This window comes from Candidatus Neomarinimicrobiota bacterium (assembly GCA_022560655.1).
Lineage (GTDB): Bacteria > Fidelibacterota > Marinisomatia > SCGC-AAA003-L08 > TS1B11 > JADFSS01.
The window spans coordinates 1-15,836 of the sequence record JADFSS010000049.1; the positions used below are offsets into that span (position 1 = coordinate 1).

General features: G+C 61.5%; 19 protein-coding genes. 15 read left to right on the forward strand and 4 right to left on the reverse strand.

Going from position 1 to position 15,836, the window contains the following annotated elements; genetic code table 11:
• The 11 genes from prs to IH971_08030 form a co-directional block, all read left to right on the forward strand.
• Window positions 1–645: ribose-phosphate diphosphokinase (gene prs, locus IH971_07980; GenBank protein ID MCH7497773.1), on the forward strand; the 645-nt coding region annotated here is incomplete at its 5' end.
• Between the two features lie 3 nt (window positions 646–648).
• A complete protein-coding gene (locus IH971_07985; protein ID MCH7497774.1) occupies window positions 649–1,326 on the forward strand; it encodes a 50S ribosomal protein L25 in 678 nt (225 codons plus the stop codon).
• 9 nt (window positions 1,327–1,335) lie between these two features.
• Window positions 1,336–1,938, forward strand: a complete 603-nt coding sequence (locus IH971_07990) for an aminoacyl-tRNA hydrolase (protein ID MCH7497775.1) — start codon at window positions 1,336–1,338, stop codon at window positions 1,936–1,938.
• A complete protein-coding gene (locus tag IH971_07995; protein ID MCH7497776.1) occupies window positions 1,935–3,986 on the forward strand; it encodes a sodium-translocating pyrophosphatase in 2,052 nt (683 codons plus the stop codon). The genes IH971_07990 and IH971_07995 overlap by 4 nt, the downstream gene beginning before the upstream one ends.
• 18 nt (window positions 3,987–4,004) lie before the next feature.
• Complete coding sequence (gene rpsF / locus IH971_08000) at window positions 4,005–4,505, forward strand: 30S ribosomal protein S6 (GenBank protein ID MCH7497777.1); 501 nt, start codon at window positions 4,005–4,007, stop codon at window positions 4,503–4,505.
• A 72-nt stretch (window positions 4,506–4,577) separates the two neighbouring features.
• Window positions 4,578–5,000: a single-stranded DNA-binding protein gene (locus IH971_08005; GenBank protein MCH7497778.1), complete on the forward strand. Its 423-nt coding sequence runs from the start codon at window positions 4,578–4,580 to the stop codon at window positions 4,998–5,000.
• A 72-nt stretch (window positions 5,001–5,072) separates the two neighbouring features.
• A complete protein-coding gene (locus IH971_08010; protein MCH7497779.1) occupies window positions 5,073–5,303 on the forward strand; it encodes a 30S ribosomal protein S18 in 231 nt (76 codons plus the stop codon).
• Between the two features lie 18 nt (window positions 5,304–5,321).
• On the forward strand, window positions 5,322–5,765 hold the full coding sequence (locus IH971_08015; protein MCH7497780.1) for a 50S ribosomal protein L9: 444 nt from the start codon (window positions 5,322–5,324) through the stop codon (window positions 5,763–5,765).
• 107 nt (window positions 5,766–5,872) lie between these two features.
• Window positions 5,873–8,107: a primosomal protein N' gene (gene priA / locus IH971_08020; GenBank protein ID MCH7497781.1), complete on the forward strand. Its 2,235-nt coding sequence runs from the start codon at window positions 5,873–5,875 to the stop codon at window positions 8,105–8,107.
• 5 nt (window positions 8,108–8,112) lie between these two features.
• Window positions 8,113–9,099, forward strand: a complete 987-nt coding sequence (locus IH971_08025; protein ID MCH7497782.1) for a hypothetical protein — start codon at window positions 8,113–8,115, stop codon at window positions 9,097–9,099.
• 4 nt (window positions 9,100–9,103) lie between these two features.
• A complete protein-coding gene (locus tag IH971_08030; protein MCH7497783.1) occupies window positions 9,104–10,120 on the forward strand; it encodes a hypothetical protein in 1,017 nt (338 codons plus the stop codon).
• 30 nt (window positions 10,121–10,150) lie between these two features.
• On the opposite strand, the gene IH971_08035 is transcribed toward IH971_08030, so the two are convergent.
• Both IH971_08035 and IH971_08040 read right to left on the reverse strand, forming a co-directional pair.
• The gene (locus IH971_08035; GenBank protein MCH7497784.1) at window positions 10,151–10,786 is read right to left on the reverse strand and encodes a class I SAM-dependent methyltransferase; all 636 of its coding nucleotides are present in this window, start codon (window positions 10,784–10,786) and stop codon (window positions 10,151–10,153) included.
• Window positions 10,787–10,792: 6 nt separating this feature from the next.
• On the reverse strand, window positions 10,793–11,047 hold the full coding sequence (locus IH971_08040; protein MCH7497785.1) for a glutaredoxin: 255 nt from the start codon (window positions 11,045–11,047) through the stop codon (window positions 10,793–10,795).
• 488 nt (window positions 11,048–11,535) lie between these two features.
• Here IH971_08040 and IH971_08045 point away from each other — a divergent pair, with 488 nt between their 5' ends.
• The 4 genes from IH971_08045 to pip all read left to right on the forward strand — a co-directional run bounded on the left by IH971_08045 (window position 11,536) and on the right by pip (window position 13,696).
• On the forward strand, window positions 11,536–11,757 hold the full coding sequence (locus IH971_08045; protein MCH7497786.1) for a hypothetical protein: 222 nt from the start codon (window positions 11,536–11,538) through the stop codon (window positions 11,755–11,757).
• 152 nt (window positions 11,758–11,909) lie between these two features.
• Window positions 11,910–12,140, forward strand: coding sequence for a hypothetical protein (locus tag IH971_08050; GenBank protein ID MCH7497787.1), 231 nt, complete (start codon window positions 11,910–11,912; stop codon window positions 12,138–12,140).
• Window positions 12,141–12,258: 118 nt separating this feature from the next.
• Window positions 12,259–12,639, forward strand: a complete 381-nt coding sequence (locus tag IH971_08055; protein ID MCH7497788.1) for a peptide chain release factor-like protein — start codon at window positions 12,259–12,261, stop codon at window positions 12,637–12,639.
• Between the two features lie 97 nt (window positions 12,640–12,736).
• Window positions 12,737–13,696 carry a prolyl aminopeptidase gene (gene pip / locus IH971_08060; protein ID MCH7497789.1) on the forward strand — a complete coding sequence of 320 codons (960 nt, stop codon included), beginning with the start codon at window positions 12,737–12,739 and terminating at the stop codon, window positions 13,694–13,696.
• Here the strand turns inward: pip and IH971_08065 are convergent, their stop codons facing one another.
• Both IH971_08065 and IH971_08070 read right to left on the reverse strand, forming a co-directional pair.
• Complete coding sequence (locus IH971_08065) at window positions 13,697–14,284, reverse strand: DUF479 domain-containing protein (protein ID MCH7497790.1); 588 nt, start codon at window positions 14,282–14,284, stop codon at window positions 13,697–13,699.
• Between the two features lie 43 nt (window positions 14,285–14,327).
• A complete protein-coding gene (locus tag IH971_08070) occupies window positions 14,328–15,797 on the reverse strand; it encodes a hypothetical protein (GenBank protein MCH7497791.1) in 1,470 nt (489 codons plus the stop codon).
• Window positions 15,798–15,836 lie beyond the last annotated feature (39 nt).

A 15,836-nucleotide genomic window follows, 5' to 3' on the forward strand; every position in this document is an offset into this window, starting at 1 on the left:
CCCCGCGTGCCCATTTCCGCCCGCCTGTTTCTGGACACCTTCGAGACAGTAGGTGCCAGCCGGATCATCACCATGGACCTGCACTCGCCGCAGATCCAGGGCTTTGTGAATATACCTTTCGACCACCTATACTCACGCCTCGTACTGCTGGAGCGGCTGAAGCGGGAGCAGCTGACCTTCGATAACGGTGTGGTCCTCAGCCCTGATATGGGCAGCGCACGCATGGGCCAGGCCTACGCCCGCTATCTGGACTTGGGCTTTGCCCTGATTGACAAGCGGCGACCGGCCCCCAATCGGGTGGAAGTGGTGCACCTGGTGGGTAACCTGCAGGACCGCCACGTGCTCATCATCGACGACATGGTGGATACGGCGGGTACGCTGGTGAGCGCTGCCGAGAGCGCCAAGGAGCACGGAGCCCTGTCGGTAACGGCGGTGGCTACCCACGGGCTGTTTTCCGGACCGGCGGTGGAGCGCCTGCTAAGTGCGCCTATCGACCGCATCATCGCCACCGATACCATTGATATTAAAGCGACGGGCCTACGGGACAAACTGGAGATCATATCCGTGGCCGGGGTGTTTGCCGACTCGATCCGGCGAATTACGGAGGGCCGATCGCTGAGTTCCCTGTTCGAATTGGAGGACTGATCCATGTCCAGCCAGGAATACAAAATTGAAGTTTTTCCCCGTGAGGAGATCTCCGGGCCCGGTTTGCGCCAGCTCAGGGTGGAGGGATTCGTGCCGGGCATTTTCTACGCCCTTGACCAGCCGGAGTCCATCCCCTTCAAAGTCGACATGAAGGAGCTCAAGCTGGCGCTGCAGAGCGAAGCCCTGATTTACCACATCAGTGTGGGGGGCAAAAAGCGTAATGTGCTGATTAAGGAGATCCAATACCACTACGTCAGCGACGAGATTATTCACGTCGATTTTCAGGGCGTACGCATGGATGCGATCGTTGAAGTGGGCGTACCCATCCACGCGCTGGGGCGTCCGGTGGGGGTCAAGGACGAAGGGGGCCAGCTGCATATGGCGCTGTTGGAGATTCTACTCCGTTGTCGCGTGAGCGATATCCCTGCGCACATTGAGATTGACATCAGCGAGCTGCACATCGGCGACGCCATCCATGCCGGTGATCTGGAGATTGGCGACGCCGAGCTCGTGACGCCTTCTGATACTGCCGTGCTTTCAGTCGCCAGACCGCGGGCTATCGAGGAAGAAGCGCTGGAAGCCGAGGAGGAGGTCGAGGAGTTCCTCTTTGATGAGGAGGCGGAGGGCGAGGCCGGTGCGAAGCCTGCTGATGCTGATGAAGCAGAAGCCTCCAAAGAGTAGCTTAGCGGCGTGCAACTCATTGTCGGCCTTGGCAACCCCGGTCCCCGCTACGCCACTACCCGGCACAACTTTGGCTTCTGGGTTGTGGACGCGCTGGCGCAGCAGTGGCGTCTGGCATTCAAGCCGGGTACGGGCGAGTACGTGTGCGTGGTGCGTAGCGACGGCGCTTTGGCGGTGATCAAGCCGATAGCATTCATGAACGACAGCGGTGGGCCGGTTAGCGCTGCGCTGGCTTTTTTCGGGGCTGCTCAGACGGATATGCTGGTGGTGAGCGACGACATCGATCTGCCCCTGGGAAGCATGCGTTTCCGTGCGCGCGGCAGCGCCGGAGGACACAAGGGGCTGGCCGCCGTCATTTTCGCGCTGGAATCGGACGAGTTCCCGAGACTGCGGCTGGGCATTGCCACCGATGTCCAGATGCGCCCCAGCGAAAAGTATGTGCTGGAGCCGTTTCGATCCCGGGATGAGCCCCTGGTGAAAGCAACGCTGCGGCGGGCGCTCGACGGGATCCACACCTATCTGCAGCAGGGCGTTGATGAGGCGATGACCCGCTTCAATCCGGCACCGATGGGCGAGCCAGGCGCCAAGCTCAAGGAGACCTCGTCCCGTTGAATTTCATCCCCACCATCATATTGCCCATTGGCCTGCTGGCCCTGCTGTTCGCCTACTGGAAATCCCGCTGGGTGGCGCGGCAAGACCCGGGATCAGAGCGGATGCGCGAAATCGGTGGCGCTATCCGTGAGGGGGCCATGGCCTTTATCAAGGCAGAATACAGGATCATGGCCCTATTTGTGGTGGCCGTGGGAGTGCTGCTTTTCTTTTTGAATCGGGACCGCGGCCCGGGACTTGGGCTGGTGGCGGCATCGTTCGGGGTGGGCGCCAGCTGCTCGGCGCTGGCGGGCTACATCGGGCTGCGGGTGGCGACCCTGGCCAACCACCGCACCACCCACGCAGCGGCCACTAGCCTGGGTAAAGCGTTAGAGCTGGCATTTACCGGTGGCTCGGTGATGGGGCTGAGCGTAGTGGGTCTGGGCGTCATCGGTCTGGCCGGTCTCTTTTACCTCTACGAGCCTATGTACACGGGTCTCCCCCAAACGATGGAGGTGCTGTCGGGTTTTGCCCTGGGTGCATCGTCCATCGCCCTGTTTGCCCGCGTTGGAGGGGGCATCTACACCAAGGCCGCAGATATCGGGGCCGATCTGGTGGGTAAGCTGGAGGCGGGCATCCCGGAAGACGACCCCCGCAACCCGGCGACGATTGCCGATAACGTGGGCGACAATGTGGGCGACGTGGCCGGGATGGGCGCCGACCTCTTCGAGTCCTATGTGGGGTCCATCATCGGCGCCATGGTGCTTGGCTCGGTAGCGATCACCGCCGGGGGCGCGGACACGGCCCAACTGGTGATGATACCCCTATTCCTGGCCGTGGCGGGTACGCTGGCATCCATGTTGGGTACCTTTACCGTGCGCGTTCGTGAGGGGGGCAACCCACAGGTTGGCCTGAACGCGGGCGTTCTGACAGCCGGCCTGCTCACCCTCGTGGCCACCTGGTTCATCACCCGCTGGCAGCTGCCCGAGGCCGTCATGCTGGGGAGCAAGTCTGTTTCCGGCACAGCGGTGTTCGCTTCAGCCATCACGGGGCTGATAGCCGGCGCGCTGGTGGGGCTCTCGACCGAGTATTTCACGGCCGAAAACCGTGGCCCGGTCCAACATATCGCCCGGCAATCTGAAACGGGGGCCGCCACCAATCTCATTGCCGGGCTGGCCACAGGTATGTACTCGACCGTGGCGCCGGTCCTGCTTATCGCTACTGCCATCGTCGTGAGCCACGCTTACAGCGGCCTCTACGGCATCGCTATCGCGGCTCTGGGCATGCTCTCCACGACGGGCATACAGCTGGCGGTGGACGCCTACGGTCCCATCGCCGATAATGCCGGCGGCATTGCCGAGATGTCGCAGCAGCCGCCCGAGGTTCGTCAGCGCACAGACCGCCTTGACGCGGTGGGCAATACCACCGCCGCCATCGGGAAGGGTTTTGCTATCGGGTCGGCGGCATTGACCGCTCTGGCTCTGTTTGCGGCTTTCACCCGGGTTGTGGGGCTCGAAAGTATAGACGTCAGTGAGCCCATCATCATGGCTGGCGTGCTGATTGGCGCCATGCTGCCGTTCCTGTTTTCCAGCCTGGCCCTGCAGGCGGTGGGGGCGGCCGCCTTTGAGATGATTGCGGAAGTGCGCCGGCAATTTCGCGAGGTGCCCGGGTTGTTGGAAGGCACCGCCCTCCCGGATTATGGTGCCTGCGTGAGCATCTCCACTAACGCGGCGCTGAGAAAGATGATTGCACCCGGCCTGCTGGCCATATTCGCGCCGGTACTGGTGGGCTTTCTGGCCTCGCCCAGTATGCTCGCTGGGCTCCTGACCGGTATTACCACCTCGGGTGTGCTCATGGCCCTATTCATGTCCAACGCCGGAGGAGCCTGGGACAACGCCAAGAAGCACATCGAAGCGGGTGCCTTCGGCGGCAAGGGTTCGGACGCCCATAAGGCCGCTGTCACTGGCGATACCGTGGGTGATCCCTTCAAGGATACGGCCGGGCCATCACTCAATATCTTGATTAAGCTAACAGCGGTAGTATCGCTCGTTATAGCGCCACTCATCAAATAATTTCCAGGAGAACTTGAGTTGAGATATTACGAAGCCATTTACATTGTGCACCCCAACATTGAGCATGAAGAATTGGACAAACTCATTGGAAACACCAAGGCATCGGTGGAAAAGCGCAATCGGGAAATCCTTTACGTGGAAAACCTGGGCAAAAAGCGCTTGGCATACCCGATCCAAAAGCAGAGATTTGGGACCTATATCATGCTGCAGTTTCGTGGTGATGGCGCTGGCAATGCGCGCCTGAATCAGGATTTGGAACTGGAGGAGAAGATTCTGGCCCACATGATAGTAAGGATTGAAGAGGATGAGGTAAGAGAGGCCCGGAAGGAAGAACCGGAAAGCAAGCCCGAGGGTGCGGTGGAAAAGAGTCCCCAGAAGCCCAAAGATGTTGAACCCAGCGAGGGTAAGCAAGTTAAAGCCGTGGAGCCTGATGCTCCCGCTGAAGTGGATGAGTCTGCCGGCGTCGACGGGAGTCCCCCTCCGGAAAAGGAGAATCCGGAACCGGAGGGAACGGAATGAGGGCGGCGATGGTGGCCTAGACTGATGGGCAGGCCGCCCGATACGAAGTGATTTGAGGAGGGAGCTGAGCAAATGGATTTGAGAATGCCCGATCTGAACATGATTTTGCTGGCGGGAAACCTGACGAATGATCCCAAGTATTCTGAAACCAAAAACGGAACTCCCGTGGTGAATTTTTACATGGCCTCTAACAAACGCTTCAAGGACCGCAACGGGATGATCAAGGAAGACGTCTGCTTTGTGGGGATCGTGGCATGGGACAACCTGGCCATCAGCTGCCGCGACAATTTGAGCAAAGGCAGCAGCGTATTTGTGACTGGCGAGCTGCAGAGCCGCAAGCTGTTTACGGATGGAGGTGCCGGGCGCAATGTTGTGGAAATCAAGGCAAAGAAAATTCAGTTTTTGGATGCCCATCGGGTGCCGATAGATGATCTGGGGGCCAATGCCCAGAACGTTACCGTTGGGGATTCGGAACTGGCATCACAGAACCACTAATCGACACTAGGTGTTGCCCGCTGGTGGTTACGCAGCAAGTGTGACCAGGGGCGGCGCCGGAGGAGAACTTCAATGGCCTTCATGAGTCGCAGAAAAGTTTGCAAGTTTTGCGAGAACCGTGATCAGCGCATCGATTACAAGGATGCGCGTACCCTGCGCCGGTTCGTGACCGAGCAGGGCAAAATCATTCCGCGCCGCATCACGGGTGTCTGTGCGCGGCATCAGCGGGAGCTCACCCAGGCGATCAAGCGGGCCAGGAATATGGCCCTGATACACTATACCCTGGACGTGACCCAGAGCTAGGGCAGAGGGAGAGGCAGGATGGAGATTATCTTGACCCAGGACGTGGATTCGCTGGGGCCCGTGGGGCAGGTTCTGCAAGTCGCTCCGGGCTACGCCCGAAATTACCTGTTTCCCAAGGGGCTGGCCCTACGCGCGACTCCGGCCAATCTCCGCAAGCTGGAGGAAGCCGCCCGACTGGCCGCCAACCGTGAGCTACGGGAGCGGGCGGAACTGGGCAAGCTGGCTGACAAGCTGGCGAAGACCGAGCTGACCGCGCAAGTCACGGTAGGCGACGACGACAAAGTCTTTGGCTCGGTCACCTCCCAGAATATTGCCGACCTGCTGGCCGAGAAGGGCTATGATTTAAGTCGGCGCGACATCAACCTCGAGGAGCCCATCAAGGCGCTGGGACAGTACGATGTGGAAGTCAAACTGGGGCACGGCGTTACCGGTAGCGTAAAAGTGTGGGTGGTGCGGGAGTAGCGCCCGCGTGCCACCTCGTTCCGCCCACCTCCCGATCCCCCCGGCTCTCCCCCAGCGGCCCCCAAGAGGGACGCCGCCCAACCCCGGCGATTGACCTGAGGCCCCGCGTGTACGCCCAAGTCGTCCTGCCACTGTCCAGCTACAAGTCCTTCACGTACAGGATACCCACCCAAATCCAGGAGAAAATAGAGGCCGGAACCTTCGTGTCGGTGCCGTTTCGCAACTCGCGAACCACAGGTGTGGTCATCGACGTGCAACCGAACACCAGTTACCGTGGCCGGATCAAGCCCATTCGCGGCGTGCACGGTGACTTTGCCAGCCTGCCCAGGGACCTGTGGGACACGCTGAAGTGGGTGAGTCGCTACTATTTCACGCCGCTGGGCATGGTGCTCAAGAGTGCCCTGCCGCTTGGATTCTCAGATGCGGCGACAGAGGGCATGCAGGCGGTGGTCAGGGTGACGGATGAGGGACGGCAGGCGCTGGCAGTGTGGGCTGGCCGGGCGCCTGCTCAGCGGGCGGTGCTCGCCCAACTGGTCAAGGAGCCTGAGGCTGTGGCCGTGTCAGCCCTCGCTGCAATCACGACGCGCCCGTGGCCGGTTTGCCGGCGGCTCGAGGAACGCGGCTGGGTGGAGGTGGTCATGCGCAGGCCCGTTTCCGACCCAACCAAGGTGTGGCGATCAGCGCCGGCCAAGACTGTGGAGCTGACGGAGGAACAGCAACGGGTCGTGAACGCCATGTCAGCGGCTGGAGCGGCGGGTGAGTTTGCACCCTTTCTTCTGCGCGGCGTAACGGGCAGCGGGAAAACAGAGGCCTATCTGGCTGCGGCGCAGGAGGTGCTGTCCCGGGGCGGATCGGTGCTTGTGCTGGTGCCGGAGATTGCCCTTACGCCGCAGGTGGCCCAGCGGTTCCGTACAACCTTTGGTGAGCGCGTGGCCCTCTGGCACAGCCGGCTGTCCCGGTCGGAGCGTGCCTGGACGTGGCAAGAGCTGCTCAAGGGGCGCTTCTCGGTGGTGGTTGGGGCCCGGAGCGCCCTGTTTGTTCCGCTGCCGCAGCTGCGGCTGCTCATCGTGGATGAGGAACAGGAGGGCAGCTACAAGCAGGAAGACCCTGCGCCGCGCTACCACGCCCGCGATGTGGCCCTGATCAGGGGAAAATTCGCGCGGGCCGTTGTGCTGCTCACCAGTGCAACACCGAGCACAGAGTCGTATTATAATGGCCTGCTGAATAAATTTGCCAGCCTGGAGCTGAAGCAGCGCTACGGGGGTGCGGTGTACCCCAAAGTGAGCGTCGTCGATATGAAGGTGGAGCGACAGCGGAGCGAGAATTACGATCTCATTATCTCGGGGCCGCTGGAAGCTGCCATTGCGGACCGCCTCAAGCGCAAAGAGCAGGTCATTCTACTGCAGAACCGGCGCGGTTATGCCCCTGTCATCGGCTGCAACGACTGCGGGTACACGGAAACCTGTCCCCACTGTGCAGTCCTGTTTACTTATCACAAGTCAAGCGGCCGGCTCACGTGTCACTTCTGCGGCGCCACAGCGCCGGGGCCAGAAGTGTGCCCCGACTGTGGCAGCCCCCATATTTATCTCCACGGGGTAGGCACCGAAAAGGTGCAGGAGCGGGTGCAGCAGCTCTTTCCCCAGGCCCGGATATTGCGCCTGGACGCCGATACCACCCGTCGGCGTGGCGCCATTTACGAACAGCTCGAGTCGTTTGCCGCCGGTGAACGGGACATATTGGTGGGGACGCAGATGATCGCCAAGGGCCTGGACTTCGAGAACGTCACCCTGGTTGGGGTAGTCAATGGAGATACGGCGCTCTTCCTGCCTGATTTCCGTGCTGGTGAACGAACTTTCCAGCTGGTCTATCAGGTGTGCGGACGGGCGGGGCGCCGCCGGGAGAAACCGGGCGAGGCCATCATTCAAACCGACCATCCAGACGACATCATCATTAAGGCCGCTGCCCGGCTTGATGTCCGCCGCTTCTATAATCAAGTCATGGCCGAGCGCAAGGAGCTGCTGTATCCGCCCTTCTCCCGACTCGTCCGGCTGCTGCTACAAGGCAAGCGTGAGGCCCAGGTTTGGCAGCGGGCCCGGGACCTGCGCAGCCGCCTGACGCCCCTGCCGGGGGGCATCTCTCTGCTGGGTCCGGCGTCCGCGCCGTACGAGCGCTTACGGGGAGTCTGGCGCGTACATTTGCTGCTCAAGTCCAGCCGCGCGACAGACCCTGGCGGCAAGCGCCTACATCAGCTGGTCGCCAGCCGTATCCCGCAGTCGTGGTTGGAGCGTAGTCACCAAGGCGTGCGCTTGAAGCTGGACGTCGACCCGGTGGCCCTCCTGTGAGGGCCATGGTTGCGGCCGCTCTCGCCGGTTGCCTTGCAGCCGGACTGGCCGGCGAGCAAGCGACCCCCCGTTCGGATGCTCTGGCGCTGCGGGGATTCAGCGACAGTTCGCTGGGCCGGATTGCACTGCACGTCCCCGGCGACTATTCGGCGACCGCGGCCACGTTTCTGCAAGAGACAGCCGCCAGCGTGGCCCTAGCACTGACAACGCGATTCGGCCCGGTGGACCCGGCGCCATTTCAGCTGGTGGTGGTGGAATCCCGGGCGCAACTGCAGGATTGGCTTGGCCATGCACTCCCCAGGTGGATTCACGCCGTGGCAAGCGAGCATCCACCTCGGGTTGTCATCCTTGGACCAGACCTGAGTGGTCGGGACCCTGCCAGCCAGCGCTTCGAAATGACTCTTTTTCACGAGCTGGCCCACATCTACCTCTACCGCCTGCCCTCCGGCCGGGAAGGGGAGTCCCTGCCCGGATGGTTCCACGAGGGGTTGGCCGTCTATGTGAGCGGGGGTCTGGACCGTGGCATGCACCAGGCCCTGATCCGCGGGCGGGTGACCGGCAAGTACTACGCGTTGGCCGAGCTGCGCCGTATTTATCACACCTCCCCGGCGCTGAGCCAGCTGGCCTACGCCCAGTCTCTGCTTGCCATCCAATCAATGGAGGAGTTTTACGGTGACGGCGTGTTTCGCGAGCTGTTTGACAGTTTACGCCGGGGAGCATCGTTTGCCGAGGCCTTTGGCACGGTAGCCGGTGTCACGCCCCCGCAATTTCAGGACCGTTACCAGCAGGCCTTGCGCCAACGCTACAACCCTCTGATGATCATCACCGATCCAGGCGCGGTATTTATCTTGTTGCCCTTGCTGCTGCTGGTGGCCTACTTTGTTCGTCAGCGCCGCAACCGGGCGATCAGGGCCCGCTGGCTTACCGAGGGTGAGACTGGCTGGGAGAGTGAGACCGGGGGGCGTCCGGGTGATCATGATGCGGAGACGTAGACCCATGACAATAGAGCGAAACGGCCGGCGCCACGGTGGGCTGTGGGGGCCCGTTCTGGCGGGCCTGGTGATGCTGGGCGGCGCGGTAACACCGCTGGGGGCACAAGCCAGTTTCGACTGGCTGAGCGATGCTGCCCATCCCCGTGGAATGGCGTTGGCCAACGCCGGTATCGCTGCGGGCGGCCCGACCGAAGGGTTGGGGCTGAATCCCGCCGGCTTGGTTTGGGGGCGGGCACCGGAAGTGGGGGCAAGCCGGAGTCTGGTACTGGTCCTGCGTCGCTACCCCGCTGACATCAACCTGCAGCTGACGCGGATCGTTTTGCCGCTGGGTGGTCAAATGCTGGGCTTCGAAATTCTGCGCCTCGACTACGGCACGTTCGCAGGGTATGACAATGAAGGCTTCCAGACCGGGGACTACACTGCGCAGGATATCCTGATTAGAGCAGGACTGACGCGTCGCCTGGGACGATTCCTATCCGTGGGGGTCTCGCTGGGGGGCGTGCACAGCAATCTGGCAGAGGTGCAATTCAACGCGGCGCTGTGGTCCTTCGGTGCGCGGCTGGAAGTTCGGCCGTTGGGGGCTCAGTTGGGCGTGGTTGTTCAGAACCAGGGCACACTCTATGCGGGGACGGAGAGTGGCGGGGTCCCCGGTGAACTGCCCACCATCTGGCTCGTTGGCCTGGCCAAATCGCTGGCCTATCTACCGCTCACCTATTATGTGGCAGTGGGGAGGAATGTGACGACGGGCGACCCCGTATGGCGCCTGGGCGGCGAGTTCCGTCTGGGCAGGCTGCTACTGCGGGTGGGGGTTGACCAAGGCAAGCGCGATTATGCACGGGGCAGCGCCAGCGCCGACCTGTTTTCAGGCTTCGCGCTGGGGGTTGGAATACGGCCGAAGAGGCGTGCCGCGCTACCAACTGCGGGACAGCGGCAACCCCTCGACATCAGTCTGGATGGTGCGGTGAAATTGCTGGGACCGCTGGGGTATAGCACCGCACTGGCTCTGGGGCTGCAATTCTAGTTGCCAGCACCGCCACCGGGCTGACTCGAGTCATAGTTTATAGGCGACCATAAGACCGTCACGGACCGGCAACAGGACGTTGCTCACATCGGGATCGGCAGTGATAAAGGTGTTGGTCTCGGCGATGGCCCGGGAGGGGGCATCGTCGGGACTCAGAACGCGGCCGCTCCATAGGGCGTTGTCGAGCACGATAACACCGCCAGTGCGCAGAAGGGCCTTGCAGGCCTGGTAGTAGGAGCGGTAATTCTCCTTGTCGGCGTCGATAAATGCCAGATCAAACGGGGCCTGCAGCTGTTCGATGGTCTCGCTCGCCGGTCCGATGTGGATGGTGATTTTCTTGCCCCACGGCACACGGGCAGCAAAATCGTCCACGATGCCCGCATACTGTGGGTTGATCTCGCAGGTGTGCACTTCGCCGTTGTCGGGGAGCGCTTCGGCCAGCTTCAGGGTGCTGTAGCCGGTGAACGCACCCACTTCCAGCACCCGCCTGGCCCCCAGAGTGCGGGCCAACAGCTGCAGCACCGCTCCCACCATGTAGCCCGCCAGCATTTGCGGCGTCTCGGTGTTGGCCTGGGTGTAGCTGGTGAGATCCCGGTAGATGGGGTCCTCCTGTGAGGTCTGCTGGCGGCAGTAGGCCTCAATTTCGTCGGGGAGGAAGCTCAGCATAGCTGGTCAGTCCTGGAGCAGATCCTGCAATTGGCCGGACACATTCAGCGCGTACAGGTCGTCAAACCCGCCAATAGGCTGGCCATTGATGACAATCTGTGGTACGGTATATCCGCCGGTTAACCCGGCGAGCTCCGCCCGCGTCATCCCCATCTGGTCAATGTTGGTCTCCTCCCACGATGCACCCAGGGATCGGAGCAATTGCTTGGCCTGTGCACAGTAGGGACACCAGGTCGTGACGTACATGTTGATTCGGGCCATCATGAATATCCTTAATATTTGTCCGTCAAGGCAAGGATCAAATCTTTTGGGGACCGAGGCCAAGCCGGATTACCCCTACGCCAGGTCGTGCCTACAGCCCCAGTTGAGACCCAATTTGCCACTGAAATCAACGGGTCCCGGTCGCTATCCGCGGAACTGACGCCCAGGCGAAAAACATGGCCGGCGCCGCGGAGAGGCAGAAAGCGGCTATCAGCTGCCACGCAAGCGATTCGCGGGCGGAACTGCGTGCTTGACTCTACTAGCATAAATAGATAGATTTTGGGCTAAGAGCTGGCGCCGTATCGTGCGAAAGCCGATCAAACGCCAGACCCCTATTCGCAAGCATACTTCACTGAGTCTACTCGACCACATGACCGTTAAAGTATTGGGCACCCCTTACCGGAGATGGGGGACGCCTACCTACTTTTCTGCCGTCAACAGGGCAGAAAAGTACAGTTGTCAAGGAACGTAACAAGGAGGAGCACGCTATGGCGTCTCTGCAGGACTGGTTTGATGACATAGGCGGATGGCTGAGGGGATTCGTGGAATTGCTATTCACCCTGGGCATCGTTTTGCTGGTCGTCGATGTAATTTTCGCCACGGGATTTGACATTGTTGGAAAAGTGGCGGGGTTTGTGGAGAGTTTCACAGGACAGGGTGTGACAGGCCTAATAGTCCTTCTGCTCATCCTGGCTATCTATAGAAGATAGTGCATCTTAAGAATTCGTCCCCGTCCAGCGGGTGCGAATTCTTACATTTCCAGGCGATTCATTTCCTCATTCACGGGGAGTGAGGGGGTGCTATCACCCCAGGGAGCACTCCTTGGGTGCTGTGGATTTAGGCGAGAAAAGGAGGCGTCCGAATGGCAGGTATCAAGGACATCTTTGACCAGGTTGGCGGGGTCCTCAGGCAATTCGTTGACCTGGGTTTGACCATCATTCTGGTGTTGATCGTACTGGACATCTTGTTTGGCACGAACTATGTCACGGGGAACATCGCGACGATCGTAGGCAATATTGCCGGGAGCGGCCAGAATGGTGTGGCCGGCCTGATCGCCCTGTTGCTGCTTCTGCTGCTATACCAGAGGAAGTAGGCACTCTAGCCGTCGGGCAGGGCCCCCTCGTTGGGGGCGCTGCGGCAATCCATCATTGTGGCCCGTCCGGGGCCCTGCTCTTGCAGTCGTAGAGCGGGGACTTCAGGCGGGCTTTCGTATGCCTTACGACCCTAACGAATTACTGCCACCGGAGCGCAGCTCCCCCGACTGGGAGCATTTGGAGGCGGAAGTCACGGTCACCACCTTCAAGGCCTCCGGGCCGGGCGGTCAGCACCGCAACAAGACCGAATCTGCCGTGCGGGTCACCCATGTGCCCACGGGGGTGACGGTGATCGCCGCCGAGAGCCGCAGCCAGCACCGCAACCGCGTGGTGGCCATGGAGCGGCTGCGACAGCGGCTGGAGGCGATGTTTGCGGAAAAGCGCCCCAGAAAATCATCGCCGGTTCCCCGGCGGGAAAAAGAACGCCGGTTGCAGGAGAAAAAGCAGCGTTCGCAGGCAAAAGCACGGCGCAAGCCGCCGGACCCGGACGCAGACTAGCCGCCGTGCAGGTGAGGTGTCCGGGTGGAGCCAGGCGCAGGGGGATTGACGGCGCCCCGCACCTGGCAGAATTTACCATCCGACTTCAGGAGCAGCCATGAATGAGCTCTATCCGCCCATTGAACCGTACCGGCACAAGCATCTGCCCGTGTCAGACCTACACACCATCCACTACGAGGAGTGCGGCAGGCCGGAGGGTTTACCGGCGTTGTTTGTCCACGGCGGGCCTGGTGGCGGTATTGAGACCAGCTACCGCCAGTACTTCGACCCCGCCCGCTACCGGGTGATCCTGGTGGACCAGCGGGGGTCGGGGCAGAGCAGGCCCCGCGCCGAGCTGCAGGAAAATACGACCCAGCACCTGATTGCGGACATGGAACGGGTGCGGGAAGACGCCGGGGTGGAGCGTTGGCTGGTCTTTGGCGGCTCGTGGGGCAGCACGCTGGGATTGGCCTACGCCGAGGCGCATCCGGAGCGCGTGGCGGGGCTGATTCTGCGGGGCATTTTCCTGTGCCGGGACGCGGAGATTCGCTGGTTCTACCAGGAGGGCGCCAACCGCGTTTTTCCAGATCACTGGGAGCAGTTTCTGGCGCCCATACCCGCTGAGGAGCGCGGTGACCTGCTCCAGGCCTACCACCGGCGCCTGACCGGTGATGACCGGGCCGTGCAGCTGGAGGCAGCCAGGGCCTGGAGCGTCTGGGAGGGGGCAACCAGTAAGCTTTATTTCGACGAGGGCTCGGTGGCGAAATTCGGCGAAGAGCAATTCAGCCTGGCCTTTGCCCGCATCGAGAGCCACTACTTTGTCAACCGCGCGTTCCTGGAGGAAAACCAATTGCTGCAGGAGGTAGACAAGCTGCGCTCCATACCCGGTGTCATCGTGCAGGGGCGCTACGACATGGTCTGTCCCCTGACCAGCGCCTGGGACCTGCACCGCGCCTGGCCCGAGGCCCAGTTGGAGATCATACCCGACGCGGGGCACTCCATTACCGAGCCGGGGATCGTGGACCGGCTCATCGCCGCCACGGATGCCTTTGCCAGCAAGCACGCTGGAGGTCTGTGACTAGCCGTAGCCCTTATTGAGCCCGGCGACGTAGTCCTGCAGTTGCGGGAAGAACGCCTGGAAATCGCTCTCCAGCGCGGCATAGTTATCCGTAAGTGCGGCCAGGCCCTGGGCCAGCAGATTGGCGCGGCTCATGCGACGCGACAGCCCTTCCAGTGTCAGCCCGATGCCCTGCAGCTCGCGGTAGGCCAGCAGCCAGTTATCGGCCTTCATGTAGGGCAGCATACGCCGCAGTCGGGGCGGCAGGTCGGGCTCGTGGAGCTCCAATGCCCGGTAAGCCTCACGGGTAAACTCCTCCAGCGGTACGGCGGCGTAGGCGTGCCAGTTTTTCGCCAGGAAGTGGTCGTAGAAAACGTCCACCAGTATGCGCTTGGTATGGCGGAAGGCGGGGTCCAGCCGGCGCTTGCTGCGGATGTAGATGGGGTGCACATCGGTGAAGGCGTCGGTCTTGCGGTGCACCATAATGGCCCGCTGGATGGCCGGGCTGTAGCGCAGGTAGTCGTCGCCGCGCACGAAATCGCCCAGCAGGCTGCCCACCAGCGACTCGGGGGTGCCATCGGCGAGATAAAGATGGGCCAGGTAGTTCATGGCGGCGGGAACGGTGGGCGGGCTAACTGCTTGCGACGGGCGGTTACTTCAGCAGCACCATCTTGCCGGTCTTCACGATCCCCTGGCCCGGCAGGACGTAGGGCGGCAGCGCCTCCAGGCGGTAGAGGTAGATTCCCGCCGGCATCAGCTGCCCTTTCCAGCTGTGCCCGTTCCAGACCACCGAGAAGTTCCCTGGTGGGTGGGCGCGTTGTTCAACCAGCCTGATAATCTCTTGCCCCAGCAGATTGTACACCCCCAGCGTTAGGATGGAGACCACCGGCACCTGGTAGTCGATGCGGGTGATGGGGTTGAAGGGATTGGGATAGTTGGGGCTGAGTAGGTAGCGCTCCGGGGAGTAGGTGATTTGCGGCCCCGAAACATCCAGCGGGGGCAGGCCGTCTTCGTTGTAGAGCTGGGCCACGACAGCGAAATAGCGCAGCTTGACGATGCTCGCCAGGGGATCGGTGCTCAGGGCGCCCACCAGGGCCAGCAGCACCTCCTGAGTGTCGCCCAGGGCCATGGCAAAGGGTCCGGTCGTCATAAAGAACAAGCGTTCGCCAGGGGGGAACAGGAGGCCGTCAAACCAGCCGGTGCCTGCTATGGGATCGCCATCGTGGGTAAATTTGACCGGGTCGCCGGTGATGGGGGAGATAAATGGCTCCTGCTCCGGGTATGGGGGGCGAGGCAGAAACCCTTCCATCATATTAAAGAACCGCGGGGCATGCTCTCGCAAGTCAGGGTCTTCTAAGGGATTGCCGGGCGGAATATTGACGAAGGCTGAGATTTTCAGTGCGTCGCCAGCTACTTTGGGGCCCTCTAGGAACACATAGCCCACTGCCGGCTCCAGGCGGGCTGGCGGAGGATTTTCGAGACCGCTGGGGGCGTCATAGACATAGCCCATTTCCAGATCGTGATCCCAGCCCACGAAATCATCGCCGAAATCATCACCGACGTCGGGATCGGCGAACTGGCTGATGTACATGGTATCGATGTGGGCGGAATCAGGCGTATCGGGCAGGCCGGTGTAGATGAGTTTGACGCGCTTGAAGATGGTGCTGTTGAGCGGTTCGATCGCTGGTACAGCGGTAGCAAACAGCGTCATCTGCATTTCAATGCCGATAGGCGGCGTCAACAGGAAGTCGTCCGACGCGTTGGAGCCATCAGCGTTGGGCAGGTCGTTGGCCACCAACCATACGGTCTGAAGAGCATTGGGCTCGCCAGGCACATCCACCGCCGGATTGAACAGCCCGTCACCGTCTACGTCCTCGAAGGGTGCACCCTCTGCAGCGGGCCAATGCTGCCAGTCATAGTCATACTGATAAAACAACTCCTGAGTGGAAACTCGAATCGTATCAGAAAGCCATTCGTCATTGATTTTGAACGATTCTAGCCTTGTGAAGCTGGCCGCGTCGGCGGTGAGGTCAGCGGTCCGGTAGTCCCGCCGTACACGCCAGATGTGGCGCGTGTTGGGGTCCTCAAAGCCGCTGACCTTACCCGTGGGACCGTAGAGCACCCTGCCTGCCCTAAGGCCCGACGCATAGGTTGATCCATT